We start from the raw sequence: 17,660 nt of genomic DNA, 5'->3' as shown, positions 1-17,660 counted from the left end.
CATCGCTGCGCGATGTGCAAGCGGACTGCCCCGCTGCGCGGGGCAGTTGCGCAACCCGCTCCGCGGGTTGCGAACCCCAGGGCTGCGCCCTGGGGTTGATGAGCGGTTCGCTTCGCTCACCGCGCCCGGCAAAGCCGGGCCAACTCCCTCCCGCTTCGCTCCAGGAGTTGAGGGGGCCGGCCCGCGTTGCGGGCCGGTGGGCCCCGCTGTGCGGGGGGCCCGGCTGGCTGGGTGTCAGGTCCGGCTAATTTGGCCTTGACATAGAGGGGTTGACGGGTGCTTCGCACTCGTCTTTCCCACTCGTCTGAGGGTGTGTCCGCTGCGCTCCCCCACCCTGGATCCTTCCGGCTGCGCCTCCAGGACCTGAAGCCCGCTGCGCGGGCTTGGCTGGCTACGAGGGGAAGGGGCTCTCGTTCGTGCCGGGTTTCAGTGTAGCGGGTGCATCAGGTTGATGCAGCATGTACCGTTGGCGGAAACGCGAGATAGGGTCTAGCGGTTTGCCATAGGTTAATCAACCCATGATCTCCAGCGGGAGTGAGGAGGGTCGCACTGTCCGTTGTCAATTGCTTGCTGGTGAGCACGTTTCGGGCTCACCGACTCCCCAGAGTAAAGGAAAACACAGTCGGGATAGACCGGCTGCATTCCGTACCAGCCGATCGATATGAGGAGGATGAGCATGAGGGAGGCGAGGGGGTGCTTCCACGAGGGAGGACCTGAGAGGGGGCGGATCACGCAGAGAGCGTAAGGCAACCAAGATTACCCACTCACGACGCGGTCCCTCATCGTCCCACGCGTGCTATCTCGTCCTAGAAATGGGCATTATGACTGTCGTTCAGCTCCGAGAACATCAGGTAGACCAGCGGTCGGCGTTCCGAAAGTGGGTGGGATTCCCTGCAAGATCATCTGTGCCCCCTCAGGGTGCCCGGGGCACGATCGTGTCAGCGACCGGCTCGGGCAAGACGATCACTGCCGCCGCGTGCGCGCTGGAGTCGTTCACGGACGGCCGGATCCTCGTCACCGTCCCGACCCTGGACCTGCTCGCGCAGACCTCCCAGGCGTGGCGCCTGGTAGGCCACACCGCCCCGATGGTCGCGGTGTGCTCGCTGGAGAACGACACGGTGCTGGGCTCCCTGGGGGTGCGCACCACCACCAACCCGATCCAGCTCGCCCTGTGGGCCGGGCAGGGGCCGGTCGTCGTGTTCGCCACGTACGCCTCCCTCGTGGACCGCGAGGACATCGACGCACCCGAGGGCCAGCGGAAGGTTCGCGGGCCGCTGGAGGCCGCTCTGGCGGGCGGGGAGCGCCTGTACGGCCAGCAGATGACCCCGTTCGACCTCGCGATCGTGGATGAGGCCCACGGAACTGCCGGTGATCTTGGTCGGCCGTGGGCGGCGATCCACGACAACGCCCGCATCCCCGCCGACTTCCGCCTGTACCTGACCGCGACGCCGCGCATCCTGGCCGCGGCCCGGCCGCAGAGGGGCGCGGACGGCCAGGAGGCGGAGATCGCGACCATGGCCGACGACCCGGACGGCACGTACGGCGCGTGGCTGGCCGAACTGGGGCTCTCGGAGGCGATTGAGCGCGAGATCCTCGCCGGGTTCGAGATCGACGTGCTGGAGATCCGCGATCCCTCGCCCGTCCTCGGGGAGTCCGAAGAGGCCCGGCGCGGCCGGCGCCTGGCGCTCCTGCAGACCGCGCTCCTGGAGCACGCGGCGGCGTACAACCTGCGCACTGTCATGACGTTCCACCAGAAGGTGGAGGAAGCGGCCGCGTTCGCGGAGAAGCTGCCAGAGACCGCTGCCGAGCTGTACGTCAACGACGCCTCGGACGACGACCTAGCGGCCGCGGACCGGCTGCCGAAGTCGTCGATCGACGCGAAGTTCTACGAGCTGGAGGCCGGCCGCCACGTCCCGCCGGACCGGATGTGGTCGGCGTGGCTGTGCGGCGACCACCTCGTGTCCGAGCGGCGTGAGGTGCTGCGGCAGTTCGCCAACGGCATCGACGCCACCAACCGGCGCGTACACCGGGCGTTCCTCGCCTCCGTGCGCGTGCTCGGGGAGGGCGTGGACATCACCGGCGAGCGGGGAGTGGAAGCCGTCTGCTTCGCCGACACCCGCGGCTCCCAGGTCGAGATTGTGCAGAACATCGGCCGGGCGCTCCGGCTCAACAGGGACGGCTCCACCAAGGTGGCCAGGATCATCGTGCCGGTGTTCCTGGAGCCCGGCGAGGACCCCACCGACATGGTCGCCAGTGCCAGTTTCCGCCCTCTTGTAGCCGTCCTCCAGGGCCTCCGCAGTCATGATGAACGACTCGTTGAGCAGCTCGCCTCCCGCGCCCTCACCAGCGGGAAGCGCAAGGTCCACGTCCAGCGTGATGAGGACGGGCGGATCGTCGGGGCCGGCGGCAAGAGCGAGGGCGAAGACCAGGAGCAGGACGACACGCAGGCCGCCGCCGAAGCGGCCCTACTCCATTTCTCCAGCCCGCGCGACGCGGCGACCATCGCCGCGTTCCTGCGCACCCGGGTCTACCGGCCGGAGTCCCTGGTGTGGCTTGAGGGCTACCAGGCCCTCATCCGATGGCGGGCGGAGAACGAGATCACCGGCGTCTACGCCGTGCCCTACGACGTCGAGGTCGAAGTGGGGGTCACGAAGGATTTCCCCCTCGGGCGGTGGGTGCACCAGCAGCGGAAGGCGCTGCGGGCGGGTGAGCTGGAGGAACGGCGCAAGACCCTGCTGGACGCGCCCGAGGCCGGCATGGTCTGGGATCCCGGAGAGGAGGCGTGGGAGAACAAGCTCGCCGCGCTCCGGTCCTACCGGCGGGCCACGGGGCACCTTGCTCCGCGTCAGGACGCGGTCTGGGGCGAGGGCGAGGCGATGGTGCCTATCGGGCAGCATCTCGCCAATCTCCGGCGCAAGGGCGGTCTGGGCAAGGACGCGGACCGGGCGGCGGAGCGCGCGCAGCAGCTGGCCTCGGTCGATGAGGACTGGGACTGCCCGTGGCCGCTGGACTGGCAGCGCCACTACCGCGTCCTCGCGGATCTGGTCGACGCCGACGGCCAGCTGCCCGACATCGCACCTGGGGTGCTGTTCGAGGGTGATGACCTGGGCAAGTGGCTCCAGAGGCAGAAGAATCCGGGCACCTGGACACAGCTGTCGACCGAGCAGCAGGAACGGCTCTCGAAGCTGGGCATGCAGCCCGACCAGGCGCCGTCCCCCGCCCCGGCGGCGGCGCGTACGACGAAGAGTCCGAGCAAGGCGCAGCAGGCGTTCCAACGCGGCCTGACGGCCCTTGCGCAGTGGGTGGAGCGGGAAGGCGTGGGCCGACCGGTACCCCGGAAGGCGATGGAGACCTTGCCCGACGGAAGCGAGACCAAGCTCGGCATCTGGTACAGCAACACCAAGTCCAGGCGGAACAAGCTCACCGCCGAACAACTCGACGCACTACGCAAGCTCGGGGTGGAGTGGGCCGTGTAGCGTCCGGTGCTGGTTTCCATAGCAAGTCGCTTCCGCATCGGCAGACAACACCCTCGGAGAGCAGGTGCACATGAGAGAAGTACGCAAGAGAATCATGGCCGTATCCGGAATGCTGGCGGCTGTCGTCCAGGACGACTTCAAGTTCCCGGCAGGAGTGGGCTCTCGGTGATACCCCAGATCCAGAGGGCGCGTTCGGGTGGACAGTGGCTCGGGACACGGGCCGCCCTCCGCGTTCCCGTCGTACTGATAACTCTCGTCGCCGGCGCGGTGGGAACCGCCTCCTGTGGCCAGGACAGCCCCGGCGTGGCATCGCCACAAGCGCCGAGGACAGTGGCACCTCGTCCCGAGCCGTCCGCAACACAGACCCTGCCGCAGGCCTCCGCTCTGCCCAAGCATGCGGTGACCAGCGACAAACAGGCCACGCTTAGCCCAGAAAGGACGATGGCCACGGGATACACCGGGAACGATTTCCTCACCGGACTGGCAAAGGACTGGAAGATCCGACTCGAAAAGCCCGTCGAGCAGGAGATGCCCGACGGGAAAATGAGGACGTACGTTCACGGGCGCGGCAAGAACGGGATGACCCTGTCGGCCGGCTACGCCGATCACAAGAACATGTCCTCCCTGCTGTGCCGCGCGGGTACGAAGGAACCAGGCGATTTCGAGTTCCTGGCTTCCTGCACAGGTCTCGACGTCGCCGGAATCGACCATGCCAAGGCGTCCTCGTGGCTCGACCGGGCGAAGAAGGAGACCGACTCCCTGTACGAGAAGCAGGTGACCAAGACGGGAATCGAACAAGAGTACGTTGTCAGCGGAGTGTTGGTCTCAGGCCCGGTGAGGATGGTTCTGCACCGCACATACGGGAGGTACTCACTGAGGATCCTCGGAGGCGCAGCGGTGTAGAGGCATCAGCAGGATTTTGGGGTCAAGGCCCCTCGTCCACCTCGGATTGGAGTGGGCAGCCGAGGCCTCGGAGCGCGCGGTGGAGCGCGCGGCGCAGCTCACCGCGATCGACCCGGACTGGAACTGCCCCTGGCCGCTGGACTGGCAGCGCCACCACCGCGTCCTCGCCGACCTGGCCGATGCCGACGGCCAGCTGCCCGGCATCACACCCGGCGTCCTCATGGACGGCGACGACATCGGACTGTGACTGGAGCAGCAGAAGCGGCCGGGCACCTGGGCGCGGCTCCTGCCCGAGCAAGGCGCAGCAGGCGTTCCAGTGCGGGCTGACGGCACTCGCGCAGTGGATGCAGGCGACAGGACACAATGCAAAGGCAACGGAGCTCCTCGGATACAGGCTGTCTTGGTCGACTGCCAATACCAACGAGCTCCGTTGTCCTGCGTCAGAAATCCTTCAACTGGATTGCGTGACCTGTGGAGACGCTAACTCCCGGCCTTGGGTCAAGGCCCAGTGTCCTGTGGAGATCCGCCCCGTCGTTCAGCCAGCCCGGTCAGGCCGACTGGGTCTTCGGCGTTAGCGGGCGGGCTGCTGCGCGCGGTTGCGAATCCGGACTGTCAGCGTGCCGGCGCAGCCGGCGAGTATGCCAAAGACGAGCGCCGCCGACACGCCTGAGCCTACGGAGACGTAATAGAGCAGGGGTCCACCGGTGCTGCCTTGATAGGAGAGGAGCGAGTGCCAGACGCCGCTCACCACCACGCCCAGGGTGATGGCGGCGACGGCGCCGAGCGAGTAGGTGGGGTAGGTGACGCGGTCGAGCAGGACGGGCAGCAGCCGCAGCCCCCACCAGACCAGGGCGAGCAGCGCCACGTCGCCGAGCCGGTACAGCAGCCAGCGCCCGGGAGCGGAGCCGGTGGGCAGGGTCCAGGCGCCAAGCTGGATCCACTGCCGCAGCAGATCACCGGGCTCGGACAGTCGCCCGTTGCCCGTGAACCCGGTCTGTATGCGCCCGAGCACCCGGTCGTTTGACAGGACGGCGAGGGCGATGGCGACCACGGTAGTGCCCAGGGTCGCGGCGAGCCGCGCGGTGGCCGCGGTCGGCACGGACCGGCCAGGTGGGGGTGTCACCTCGGGCCGCAGCAGGGTCATGAGGCCGACGGCGGCCGCGGCGGCGACCAGGGCAGCGCCCACCGGCAGTTCGCGGCCCTGGGACATGGCGCTCGCGAGGCCAGGCAGCAGCCGGAACGCGGCGGAGCCACCGGAAGCGACCATCCAGGGTGCGGACACAGTGACGGCGAGCATGGCCGCGACGATGCCCCAGCCCCACAGGGCCGCCACGGCGACGGCCGCGCGTCCGGTGCCGCGGACCGGCAGCCGGCGCAACAGGGGCACCGCGCCGCACGCAAAGAGCACGACGAGCGCGGTGTAGCGCACCCGCACGGCGGTCTCTCTCAGAGCCGCGTAGTCCGCGCCGTGACCGGGCGCGCCTGCGGGGTCGGTGAACTGCGCTGACGACGGGAGGTCGGTCGACCAAGGCATCGTCCAAGCGACCAGGCGGTTCGCCTGGTCAGGGCCGAAAAACCGTGTGGCGCCGGGCAGACTGAGTGCGTGGGCGCTGGTCCCCGCCCACCACAGCAGCCCCACCAGCAAAAGCGCCCCCACGACTGCGGGTGCTAGGTCCTGTACGGAGTTCAGATCACGGTTCGGGCAATCCGCAGCGCGGAACCGTGTGCGCTTGATAGGCCATCAGGTATGGCACGTGGCGATGTGACCGATGAGCAGTGGTCCCTGATTGAGCCCCACCTCCCGCTGGGAGTATCCGGACCCATACCTGACCTGCGAAAACACTTCAACGCGACGATGTGGCGGTTCCGCACCGGCAGCCCCTGGCGAGACGTGCCTGCCGAGTACGGTCCGTGGTCGAGCGTCTACGACCGCTTCCGTATCTGGACGCGCGAGGGCGTCTTCCAGCACCTGATGGAGACGGTCATCGGTTATGCCGCAGAACGCGGTGAGGCAGACCTGTCGCTGGTCAGCGTGGACTCTGCTACCTCCCGCGCTCACCACCACGCCGCCGGGATGGTTCTGGACGAAGAGCAGTTGGAAGCGCTGGTGGAGGCCGCAGAGTCCGAAAAGGGGGCGGGAAGAAGGGACGGGAGCCGCAATACGATCAGGACGGGGACCCGGAACGAGCCGAGCGGCAGCGGTTGCGGCGACGCCGCCGGGCCCGTTTGAAGGCTGCTGAGCTCGGTCGTTCCCGGGGCGGGCTGACCAGCAAGGTGCACTTGTCAGCCGAACGGCGCTGCCGTCCACTGTCGTTCGTCCTCACCCCCGGCCAGGCCGGTGACAGCCCGCAGTTCGCGCGGGTCGTGGACAAGATCAAGGTCCGTGGCAGGAGGGGCCGGCCCCGCACCCGCCCGGACGCGGTCGCCGGCGACAAGGCGTACTCCTCCCGCCGCAACCGCGCCTACCTGCGCAAACGCCAAATCCGGGCGGTGATCCCGGAGAAGGCGGACCAGACGGCCAACCGCAAAAAGAAGGGCTCGCGCGGAGGCCGCCCCGTCAGTCACGACGCCGAGCTGTACAAGGACCGCAACACGGTCGAGCGGTGCATCAACCGGCTGCGCAACTGGCGCGGGATCGCCACCCGCTACGACAAGACTCCCGAGAGCTACCTGGCCGGACTCCACCTGTGCGGCACGATGCTGTGGCTACGCAGCATCACCCGACGAGCATGATCTGAACTCCGTACAGGACCTAGTACCAAGTCGACAGCGTTTTTCCGTACAGCGTCGTGCGACCGGTGTAGTAGAGGATGGCCTGCTGGTTCCTCCAAGTCCAAAGTATCGGCGCGATGTAGAACAAGAGGTTGGAGGCCCTGATTTGGCGCCAGGATCCCCACCCGCCGCCGCCAGCACGCCACTGGGCCCACTGAATACCCAGGTCGTCGTCCACCACGGCCACATCAATCACGGTGTTGTGTGCCGTGTCAGTATCCGGACCGTAGGAGACCATCGTGGGGTGACTGGTAGAGATATTTCCGTTGACCAACCCCGGGATCTCGATCCAGCGACCGATCCAATCGACGTCATTGTCCGCAAGTCCGCTCGGGTCGAAACTGCCATACGTGTAGTACACGTGACCGTTAGTACCGGTGTGCGTCACATAGAAGCCGCCGTCGTTGACGACTGCGATGGCGGGGGAGTGAAGCGTGGTGCCATCGCCAGGGATTTCTCCCGCTGGGTGCCAACGCATTTCGGAATCGAACCATCCGATGTACATCCTGTTATTGGTACCGCGGTACGTCACCACCAGGAAGTGACCATGGTTGAACGATGCAACGGCGACACTGTTCTGCGCAAAATTTCCGTCGAGGCTGTGCCAGGTTCCTTCCCAGCCGCCGTTAGTGGCCCCACGATACGTCTGATAGAAAATTCCACCATTCGTACCTACGTGAAATACCACCGGGTGCTGGTCTCGCATCGCAACAGAAGGCATATTCTCCGTGCGCCCGCCGCCAGGGATTTCTGAAATCGCACGGAAAGGACCGGCCGACGGAGAGGTGGTAACGTAGAGTCGCTCGTTTTGACCCGAGCCTCGCCACACATGAAAGAGATCGCCGTCATTCCAGCTTGCGGTCGCAACCGCTTCCTCCGAAGGGGCGTCATCGACTTCGTACCAGTTACCCTCAGCTGCGGCAGAGGGGCGGGCCGAGACGACCAACAGCAGAAACGCCGAGAATAGCGCGACAGCGGCAGCCGTAAGGCTCCTCGCTGTTTGTTTATGCTGAATAAACATCAATCTCCTTTTGGTACCCAATTTCTCCGTGGAGGAACTCCTAAAACGGCAACACTCATGATTGGCTTGCCGGATTAGAGTCCGATTTTCACGACCGAAGATCTACAGTCGCCAGCACGGAAGTTGCAGACTGGCGCTGAATGTGAGCTGGTCACTCGAGGCCCCCCTTATGACAACGTTGTCTACGGGGAGGGCCGGCGGCTCACGTCAGCTCTAGAGTGTAGATTTTACACATCTGTGCGTGAGCATGCAAGTTACCCTCACCGTACGGGAGGCCGGCTGAGAGCGTTGTGGTGAACCGCTCTGCACCTCGATGAGCTGCTGTTTTCTCGGTGTGGGTGTGTGCTGGCAGTGTCGGGTGTGTCAATTTAACGGCTGATCTTGGTCGTTGAGGTTCAGTTGTTGGCCGGGGTGAGCCGGCCCTCGAAGGCGATCTGGAATGCGTTGAGGGGTGCTTTCCAGCGCATGGTCCATCGCTTGCGACCCTTGCCGGTCGGGTCGAGGCTCATGAGTGCCATGTAGACGCACTTGAGGGCGGCGGCCTCGTTGAGGAAGTGTCCGCGGGCCCGGACGGCCTTGCGTATGCGGGCGTTCACGGACTCAATCGCGTTCGTCGATCACGGTGCGGGCGGCTCAGGTGAGCCGGTGGCTGTCGTACTCGGTCGGCATGACCATCACCGACGCCATCCACCATGCTGTGCTCCAGGTCCCGGCGTCGGCCTGGACGCCGACCGTCGAGCCCGGCGGCGAGGTCCGCGACGGCGCCTGGGTCGCCGAGATCGGCGGGGACTGCCTGAAGGAGTGGCCGAAGGGGATACGGCTGATCGTCCGCAAGGAGCGCCCGCATCCCGGAGCCCAGCTGCGGTTCACCGACGCCGACGGCATGCGCCTGACCTGCTTCCCCACGAACACCCCCGGCGAGGCGATCGCCGGGCTCGAAGCCGACCTTGCTCGGCGATCACGGGGCGGATGCCGGCCGCCAGAGCAGTCGGCCATACTTGTCGCGGTCCTGGCGGACACGGCCTGACCGTACCGCGTCGAAGCCCCCTGGCGTGGCCTGGCACCACCACGTCGTCATCGTCGTCCCAGGCCTTCGCACCCTCCGGCGGCTCGATGGTCGGCCGAAAGTCGTAGCGGCCGCGGACAGGTCAGACTTTTGCCCCAAGCGGCGAGCCGCAGCGATCCCATAGCGTTCATGTCATGAGCCCCACCTCGTGGGATGGTCTCGCGGTCACCCTCGTTCGGGCTGCCGCAGTGTGCCGACCTCGCACGGCAAAGCGGGCTCGCATTCAGGATTCCAGACGGACGCCCTCGTGACCACCTGGGCACCGGCTTGGTCATGAGACTCCACGAAAGGCGCCAGATGCATCGTGCACCACAGATCGACTCCGGTGCTCGTATCGACGAACCGCCTTCGCCGTCCGGCCAGGGAACCGGTCCGGAGCCGGCGCTGGATCCTGCGGCAACCGCCGCGAACACCCGGCGTCCTCGCCGTGCGGTTCGCCCGTCTGAGTCTGAGGCCCCCGGGCCATGTGGGACGACTTCGCGCGCGGCACCCGGATCCGGTCCGGCCGCCGCGCCTGTCCTGACGCCACGGCCATCGGGCGGATCCACGCATGACCATCCGCTCGCGCCATGGTTCCCCGGACCGACCAGTACCCATCCACCCCAGGAGGCTTCCCATGTCCGACCTGATGCACCGGCTGATCCAGTCAGTCCGGGTCTACACCATGACCGCCTTCGAAGTAGCCGTTCTCGGCGCGGGGGAAGAGCTCACGCCCCCGGATCCGGCTTTGCCTCATGCGCCGGATCCGGGACGCGAGGCTGCTGCTGGAACACCCCTCTGGACTCGGCGTGGGCCCGTTCCCTGCGCTGCCGCCGCCCCGGGGGCGGCGGCAGCGCATCGATGACACTGGAAGAACAGCGAAGGGGCCGCCTGCCCGTCCGGCCGTAGTGGGGAAGACAAGAACATGAACAACAGCACGAACCGCTTCATGAAGTGGCTGGTGCGCGGCCTGGCCGTGCTGGGAGGCACCGGAGCACTGGGGATCGTGGACCTGGGCTTGGCATTGGCTCACCCGCTCGTCATCCTGCTCGCCGTCACCGTAGCCCTGGTTGCTTCGCGGCTGTCGGGTACCGCGCTGGGCGTGGGCGCGCTGGTACTGGGAGCGGCCATGCTTGCCGCGACAATGGGCACTCAGGCGGGCGCTGCGAGCGGTGTTCGGCAGGCCCTGCCGTTCGGGCTCACCGTCGTGGCAGTCACCCTTCTGGTCATCGGGCTGACTGCGTGGCGGGCGGCGCCCAAGCCGACCGCGTTCGCGCTACCGCTCCTGCTGGCGGGGCTGGTGCTGCAGCCTTTGCGCCTGTCCTCCGACAAGATCTCACTGGTGGTATTCGCACTCGTCCTTGCGCTGGCCGGCGTCATCACCGCCAGCACCGGGCTCTGGGTGCGGACGATTCAGATCAGTCGTCGTCGTGGAGAGATGGCCAGGCAGTTGGCGCAGCGCACGAGCATCGCCTCCGATCTGCACGATTACGTCGCCCACCACGTCACCGGCATCGTGGTGCTTGCTCAGGCCGCCCAAAGTGTCGCGGCCCAGCAGCCTCAGGCGGTGCTCCCCGCGCTGCAGCGCATCGAGCAGGCCGGGGACGAAGCGATGACGGCCATCCGCCGCATGGTGACCCTGCTGCGCGAGGCTGGGGCCGAGGCCCGTCTCTCACCACTGGGCACGATCAGCGACATCGCCTCTCTCACCGATCACTTCAGCTCCGCCGACGACATGCGGGTACGGCTGCGCGTCGACGGGGATTTCGACGACGTACCGATCGATGTCCAGTCGGCCGTGCACCGGGTGGTGACCGAGGCCCTGACGAACGTCCGCAAGCACGCCGAGGGCGTACGGGAACTCGAGATCCTGGTCGGCCGCGACACCCGTCTCGACATGGTGACGGTGGAGGTGGCCAACGACGGCCGCAGCCGCGACGGCCACTCCTCAGAAGGGGGTTATGGACTGGCTGGTCTGCGGGAACGAGCTGAGACGCTCGGTGGCTCATTCGTCGCCGGTCCAAGGAGCGAGGGGGGCTGGCATGTGCAGGCCCGCATGCCGGCAGGAGGGGCACGATGACTATCCGCGTGCTGCTGGCGGACGATCAGGCCATGGTCCGGACCGGCTTCTCGCTGATCCTGGGCGTCGAGGAAGACATCGAGGTCGTGGGTGAAGCGAAGGACGGTGTCCAGGCGGTGGAGATGAGTCGCCGCCTCGACCCGGACGTCGTCCTCATGGACATCCGGATGCCGCGGATGGACGGGCTGCAAGCCCTGCGCGAACTCAACCGCCTCGGCCGCGGCTCCCCCAAGGTCGTGATCGTCACGACCTTCGACGACGACGCCTACGTTTACGAGGCACTGAACAACGGTGCCTGCGGCTTCCTCCTCAAGGACTCCGGGCCGAGACTGCTGACCGAAGCGGTGCGCGCGGCCCACTCCGGCGAGGCCCTGGTGAGTCCGGCGATCACGGTCCGGCTGCTGAGAGGCATTCATCCGTCGAAGACCTCCCCCACGGTCGTGTCGGTCTTGTCCTCACGCGAGACCGACGTCGTCCGCCTGGTGGCCGACGGCAAGACCAACGCCGAGATCGCGGCAGCCCTCTTCGTGTCCCTCGGCACGGTCAAGACGCATCTGGGCAACATCCAGTCCAAACTCGCCGTCCGCAACCGCGTCGAGATCGCACTCTGGGCGTGGCGTTCGGGCCTTGTGAGCGATTAGGGAGGGCCGTGCGGGCCAACGCGGCGTTGCCGTCCGTGTGCCATGGTCCTGTGCCTGACGGGCGGACGGCCTTGCCCCGGGGACTTCGGTACGTCCCTGGCATCGCAGGCCCGACGCGTGGACTGGGGCCGACTGGGCACTGGCCTCAACGCCGCTTCCTTCGTCGCAGGCGCGATTCCGGCCGCCTGCCTGCGCGTCCCCGGACGGGCGGCTTACGTGGCCTCGGGCGGGAGGATCTGACGGAGGGGATGGCGGGAGTTCACCTCCCAGCAGCGTCTGTGGGCAGTCCCCCCTGCCGATCGCCTTCCATTCAGCATGAGATCCCCCGAGGAAGCCCTCTCCCGCGTCAGCCCTCTGGTGACCGCGTCGACACCCAGGAGGCACGGCGGTCCGTGCTGTCGTGACGGCCGTGCGCGGCCTTGCTGTCGCCTGACCACCCAGTGCCCGGTCTGGTCAGACCCAGGGTGGCGTCGCCTGTTCGCAGGCCCCTCTCATGCGATGCCTGGTTCAGCCGGTCGGTGCTTGCGGGGCCGGCCATGGGATGGCAGATGTCGCCGACGCCGTGCTCGTCCGCCAGCCAGTCGTGACTCCGGGCGTCGCTGTTGCCTGCGTGACTCCGGACACTGGCCGTCCAGGGCCCTGCGGACCATCCACCGGGTGACGTGGTCCTGCGCCGGCGACTCACCGCGTACAAAGCAACGCGCGCCGATCTGGGCATCGGCATCGGAGGACGTGGATCAGAGCGCTCGGCCAAAAGTCGTAGAGGGGTGCCACAGATCCAACTTCTGCTCGAAGCGCAGCGACGGGTCGCCTCCGTAACTTACTCGTCACGAGCGCGCCTGGGAACGGATCACTTCCTGAATGCGGGGAACTGTCAGCCGCGCCCGCCAGGGAGGACGTGGCCACGCTGGTCGCGGCGTCCTGGAGAAAAGGCGCGCCGTCACCATGATGGCCGCCGAAGTGACCCAAAACCCGTGCATCAAGGAGTACCAGTGAGTGACGCCAGTCAGGGCGCCGCGTATGCAAGAAGCCTGATGAACACAGCCGGCCCCGTGGCGGAGTCGGCGGTGGAGGCCCACACGGTGGGGCGGAAGTACCGCCGGGGCTGGGCCCTGAGGGACTGCTCCTTCCGACTCCCGGCCGGCCGGATCTGCGGGCTGGTGGGCCCCAATGGGGCGGGCAAGACGACTCTGATGTCGATCGCCGCCAACCTGCTGGAACCGACGGAGGGCACCCTCACGGTGTTCGGCGCGCTCCCCCAGTCCGTGGAGGCCGGACGCCGCACGGCCTTCCTCGCCCAGGAGAAGCCGCTGTTTCGCCGCTTCACAGTGGCCGAGACACTGCGTCTGGGCCGCGAACTGAACCACGGCTGGGACCAGCTCGTCGCCGAGCACATCGTCCGCTCGGGCAACGTGCCCATGAACGCCAAGGTCGGCACCCTCTCCGGCGGACAGCGCACCCGCGTCGCCTTCGCCCTCGCCTTCGGCAAACGACCCGACCTGCTGCTGCTCGACGAGCCCTTCTCGGACCTCGACCCGCTGGTGCGCCACGAACTCATGAGCCTGTTGCTGGCCGAGGCCAGCGAACACGGCACCACAGTGCTGCTGTCCTCCCACATGCTCAGCGAACTGGAGAGCGTCTGCGACTTCCTCCTCGTCGTCTCCGCTGGAGGTCTGCGCCTGGCCGGTGACGTGGACGAACTCCGCAGCGCCCATCTGCTCCTGCAGGGCGTCGACAGCGGCGACGGGCCGGGCGTTCCCAGTGAACTCGCCCGCCACACCGTAGTCGAGTGCCGTACCAGCGGAGGACGAACCAGCGCCCTCATCCGCCCGGACGGCCCAGTCAGCGACCAGTGGCAGTCCCGCACCCCGGATCTGGAGGAACTCCTGCTTCCCTACCTGCGCTCCCTCGAAGCGCCGCCACTGATCACTCCCGCGGCCCGGCCGCACAGCCCGGGGGGAGCTGCAGCATGAGCAACCTGACCACGACCCCGGCCGCTGGACCCGGCAGGTCCGCCTCTTCTCCCGCGCCCTCCGCCGCCCCCGGCCGCACCCGAGCCCCCCGGCTCAGCGGCATGACCTGGCTCACCTGGCGCCAGCACCGCGCCGCCTACTGGACCTACCTAGCCGTCACGGCCCTGATCACGGCGTGGATCGCCCACCAGCGCGCCGGCCTGATGGACCACCTGGCCGCCCTCGGCTGGCCGGACTCTTCGCCCGACAAGTGGATGGCGGGCATAGAGCCGTACGTGCAGCAGACTCTCAAGGTCGGCCTGGGCCTTCTTCCCCTGCCCGTCATCCTCGGCGTATTCCTGGGCGCCCCCCTGTTCGCCGGCGATTTGGAGAGCGGCAGCGCCAAGCTCGTCATGTCTCAGTCCGCACGCCCCAGCCGCTGGCTGACCGCCAAACTCGGGATCACCGTCCTGGTGGTCGTCGTGTGCACGGTGGCCCTCTCTCTCGCCTGCGGCTGGTGGTGGAGGCCGCTGATGGAACAGGACGGGAGCATGGGCTGGGACGTGACCGTGTTCAGCAACACCGGACCCGTGCCAGTCGCACTCACCGTCTTCAGCGTCGTTGGCGGCGTCGCCATCGGCATGGTGCTGCGTCGGACCCTGTTCTCCATGGTCGCCACCTTCTTCTTCACCGTCGCCGTCGAGTTGTTCTGGTCCATGAACCGCCTGAACTTCGCGAACCCCGTGAGGATCGCCAATCATTCGGGAGTCAACGGCTCCCCTCCGCTCGTTCCCCCGGGCGGCCTGATGGTGGACAGCGGGTCGTACATCACCAGCTCCGGGAAGACCCTCCCCATGCACACCTGTCTGCACGAGCCGTCGGCGAAAGCCGTCGACATCTGTCTCCAGAAGAAGGATGTCGTCGGCCAGTCGGTGGACTACCTGCCCCTCTCGCAGCTCAGCAGCACGCAGTGGCTCGACGCCCTGGTCCTCTTCGCTCTTGCCATCACTGTGACAGTCTTCATCTTCCTCTGGGGCCGCAAGCGCATCGTCTGACATACGCACCCTCGTCGCCGCCCCTGCCGGGCTTTAGAGCAAGGCCGTGAAGTTACGGTTCCGGGGGCGTTGGCAAGTGCGCTCTGATCTGCGGTGGCCTCGGACGTGAGAAGCGGAGCCCCGGCAGAACTGGCGGTCGACCAAGACAGCCGTTCACAGCACCGGAGGCTCCGCTGTCCGATCAGTGTGTCATCACGCGTGAAATCACGGTAGCCAAGGGCCTGTTCGCCCCCGGGAACCTGGGGGAACTCACCCAGATCGTCCCGTTCTAGTAGGGCTTTGTTAGGTCCTGTGGTGGGGGTCGGGTGTCGGTGCGGGTTGGCCGCATATCGAGCAGGCGCCGGTCCAGGTGGCCAGGAGGGCCTGGAGTTCGCGGAGGACCGCGTAGAGCGTTAGGCCGGCGCAGGGGCTTTTGGGTCGAGCCGCAGGAGGGTGCAGAAGGCCTGGGCGAGGGAGGCGAGGGTGACGTGGCGGTGCCAGCCGAGGTAGTTGCGGCCCTCGAAGTGGTCCAGGCCGAGACCGTCCTTGAGCTCGCGGTAGTCGTGCTCAACTCGCCATCGGATCTTGGCGATTCGGACCAGCTCGCGCAGTGGGGTGTCGGCGGGCAGCGTTGAGAGCCAGTAGTCGGTTGGTTCGGCGCAGCCGGGTGGCCACTCGACGAGCAGCCAGCATTCGGGCAGGGAGCCGTCGGCGGCGCGGCGGATGTGTCGGTTGGCCGGGCGGACCCGCAGGGGCAGGAATTTCGAGCGCATGTCGGCGTTCGGGTTGTGCTTGGTGGCCTTGCTGCCCTGGCGCCAGGTGACGGTGCGGGTGGCTGCTTGTCCGGCTGCCAGGGCCAGCTCGCGCAGGGTGGTGTGCGGCTGGGGGTAGGCGGACACGGGAGGGCGGCCCTGTCCGGAGTATGGCGGGCGCTCGGGCGTGGCGTCGCCCGGGTGTGCGGTCGTGATGGCCTTGACCGCGACGGCGTAGGTCAGGCCGCGCTCGGTCAGGCCCTCGCGAAAGCCGGTGGCGTCGCCGTATCCGGCGTCGGCGACGACCGGCAGGTCGGGCAACTCCCAGTCTTCGCGGACCTCGTCGAGCATGTCCAGGGCCAGGCGCCACTTCTCCCGGTGCCGTGCCGCGTCGGGGATGCCGGCCTTGGCCCGGCGGTGCCGGATCGCGTCAGCCAGCAGCGCATCGTCGCCGTGCTTGGTGTCGTCCCAGCTCTCGGGAAGGAACAGGCGCCAGTCGACGGCCGAGGACGCGCGGTCGGACACCAGATTCACACTGACCCCGATCTGGCAGTTGCCGCGCTTGCCCAGCGCACCGCAGTACATCCGCGCTACCCCCGGCGAGTCGTAGCCGTCCTTGGGAAAGCCCACATCGTCGATCGCGTACGCCTCGGGAGAGATGTGCGCCGCAGCCCAACGGGCCAGGCGCTCCCGAACCTTGGAGTAGTCCCAGGTTGAGGAGGAGACGAACTGCTGAAGCTGCTGGTGGTCAACCCCGAGCCGCTCGGCCATCGGCTGCATCGACTTGCGCTTACCGTCCAGCATCAGCCCGCGCAGATACATCTCGCCCTTGGCACGCTGGTCCCGACGTGCCAGCGAACCGAGCATCTCGGCCGCGAACGCCTCCAGCCGTGGACGGACCTCTTCCATCTCCTCAGGTGTCACACCTGAAAGAAGATCACAATCTATCTGACGAGGATCACTTGGGGTACCTAACAAAGCCCTACTAGAAGACTGCTGAAAATCTTGTTGAGGGGCTGTTCGGCCGTAGGCCGGGCGGCCTCTTCTTCGTCATGGGGTGGCCGGGGCGAGATGCCAGGTGGTGTTGGTGCGGGTGAGTCCGAGTTTGATCAGTCGGCGGAGGTTGAGGGCGGCGGCGCGGTGGTGGAGTGCGATGTTGTTGGCGATGACGCCTCGGTAGCGGACTCTGCGGTTGCCGTGGGCAACAAGCCAGGCGATGGCGCGTTCGACCGGGGGCCGCCATCGGCGGTATTCGTCCTGCCAGGCGGTATCGGTGGCGGCCTGGACGCGGGCCGCGGTCAGCAGTTTGTGCTGAGGGTGGATGTTGATAACCCGTCCGGTCTTGGAGGTTGTGCAGCGTTCCCGCAGTGGGCAGCCGGTGCACAGCCGTTTGAACTGGGCGGTGCGGCCCCCGTCGGCCTTGGTGCGGCCCAGGTTCACGGTCTGTCCGGCCGGGCAGGTCACGGTGGCGGCGTCGGTGTCGACGTGGAAGTCGTCAATGGTGAAGCCTCCGGGGACGGCCTGCCGCAACGGCGGCGGCTTGACCACCAGGACGTGGCCCTGGCCGGTCAGTTGTTCACGCAGGTCGCCGGTGCCGTAGGCGGAATCGCCGAGCACGGTCAGCGTCTCGCCCTCGCTGTGGTCTTCGTCGGCCAGCAGGTCCAGCGCGACGGCGGCCTCATGGTTGTCCGGCCCGTAGCCGCTGGTTAACGCGACGGCAGTGAACAGTCCGGCCTCAGGCTCGAAGGACACGTGCCCTTTGAAGCCCTCCTGGTGGCGGGTTCGGTTCTTGTGGATGTGCCGGGCATCGGCATCGACGGTGGACACCACCCGGTCGGGCACGGTGCGCCTGGCGATGCGCCAGCGTCCGTCGCGGCCGTCGGAGTCCTCGGCCGGTTCCACGTCCTGGCCTGCGACGAGGGCGAGAAGGCCCACCGCGTTCGCGGCCCGCTCGCCCAGCTCACGCTCGGGCTGAAGTTCCCCC

The 17,660-nt window shown here is 67.4% G+C and carries 9 protein-coding genes and 5 pseudogenes; 9 read left to right on the top strand and 5 right to left on the bottom strand.

Features of this window, described 5'->3' with window-relative positions; genetic code table 11:
• Positions 1 to 821: 821 nt before the first annotated feature.
• The 3 genes and pseudogenes from OG507_RS39535 to OG507_RS39525 form a co-directional block, all read left to right on the top strand.
• Positions 822 to 3,476: a DEAD/DEAH box helicase gene (locus OG507_RS39535; RefSeq protein ID WP_327365026.1), complete on the top strand. Its 2,655-nt coding sequence runs from the start codon at positions 822 to 824 to the stop codon at positions 3,474 to 3,476.
• A gap of 399 nt (positions 3,477 to 3,875) precedes the next feature.
• Positions 3,876 to 4,379: a hypothetical protein gene (locus OG507_RS39530; protein ID WP_327365027.1), complete on the top strand. Its 504-nt coding sequence runs from the start codon at positions 3,876 to 3,878 to the stop codon at positions 4,377 to 4,379.
• A gap of 70 nt (positions 4,380 to 4,449) precedes the next feature.
• A pseudogene (locus OG507_RS39525) lies at positions 4,450 to 4,738 on the top strand (DEAD/DEAH box helicase); the annotation flags it as partial.
• A gap of 212 nt (positions 4,739 to 4,950) precedes the next feature.
• Here OG507_RS39525 and OG507_RS39520 read toward each other — a convergent pair.
• Positions 4,951 to 6,036: a hypothetical protein gene (locus tag OG507_RS39520; protein WP_327365028.1), complete on the bottom strand. Its 1,086-nt coding sequence runs from the start codon at positions 6,034 to 6,036 to the stop codon at positions 4,951 to 4,953.
• A 90-nt stretch (positions 6,037 to 6,126) separates the two neighbouring features.
• On the opposite strand from OG507_RS39520, the pseudogene OG507_RS39515 reads away from it, so the two are divergent.
• Positions 6,127 to 7,112, top strand: a pseudogene (locus OG507_RS39515) (IS5 family transposase).
• A gap of 19 nt (positions 7,113 to 7,131) precedes the next feature.
• Here OG507_RS39515 and OG507_RS39510 read toward each other — a convergent pair.
• Positions 7,132 to 8,172: a hypothetical protein gene (locus tag OG507_RS39510; protein ID WP_327365029.1), complete on the bottom strand. Its 1,041-nt coding sequence runs from the start codon at positions 8,170 to 8,172 to the stop codon at positions 7,132 to 7,134.
• 395 nt (positions 8,173 to 8,567) lie between these two features.
• Positions 8,568 to 8,789: pseudogene (locus OG507_RS39505) on the bottom strand (transposase); the annotation flags it as partial.
• 14 nt (positions 8,790 to 8,803) lie between these two features.
• Between OG507_RS39505 and OG507_RS40610 the strand changes: the two are divergent.
• From OG507_RS40610 to OG507_RS39480, 5 genes and pseudogenes are all read left to right on the top strand, one after another.
• Positions 8,804 to 9,136: pseudogene (locus tag OG507_RS40610) on the top strand (IS1380 family transposase); the annotation flags it as partial.
• A gap of 1,006 nt (positions 9,137 to 10,142) precedes the next feature.
• A complete protein-coding gene (locus OG507_RS39495) occupies positions 10,143 to 11,297 on the top strand; it encodes a sensor histidine kinase (protein WP_327365030.1) in 1,155 nt (384 codons plus the stop codon).
• On the top strand, positions 11,294 to 11,938 hold the full coding sequence (locus OG507_RS39490; RefSeq protein WP_327365031.1) for a response regulator transcription factor: 645 nt from the start codon (positions 11,294 to 11,296) through the stop codon (positions 11,936 to 11,938). The genes OG507_RS39495 and OG507_RS39490 overlap by 4 nt, the downstream gene beginning before the upstream one ends.
• Positions 11,939 to 12,972: 1,034 nt before the next feature.
• Complete coding sequence (locus tag OG507_RS39485; RefSeq protein WP_327371819.1) at positions 12,973 to 13,911, top strand: ABC transporter ATP-binding protein; 939 nt, start codon at positions 12,973 to 12,975, stop codon at positions 13,909 to 13,911.
• Positions 13,908 to 14,945, top strand: a complete 1,038-nt coding sequence (locus OG507_RS39480) for an ABC transporter (RefSeq protein WP_327365032.1) — start codon at positions 13,908 to 13,910, stop codon at positions 14,943 to 14,945. Before OG507_RS39485 ends, OG507_RS39480 begins: the two co-directional genes overlap by 4 nt.
• A gap of 392 nt (positions 14,946 to 15,337) precedes the next feature.
• Here OG507_RS39480 and OG507_RS39475 read toward each other — a convergent pair whose 3' ends face one another.
• Positions 15,338 to 16,600, bottom strand: a complete 1,263-nt coding sequence (locus tag OG507_RS39475) for an IS701 family transposase (protein ID WP_442810906.1) — start codon at positions 16,598 to 16,600, stop codon at positions 15,338 to 15,340.
• Between the two features lie 126 nt (positions 16,601 to 16,726).
• Positions 16,727 to 17,647 (bottom strand): annotated as a pseudogene (locus tag OG507_RS39470) (transposase); the annotation flags it as partial.
• Positions 17,648 to 17,660 lie beyond the last annotated feature (13 nt).

It is taken from the genome of Streptomyces sp. NBC_01217 (assembly GCF_035994185.1).
Lineage (GTDB): Bacteria > Actinomycetota > Actinomycetes > Streptomycetales > Streptomycetaceae > Streptomyces.
The sequence above is the reverse complement of the archived record's forward strand: the minus strand, read 5'-3'. Positions and strand labels throughout refer to the sequence as shown.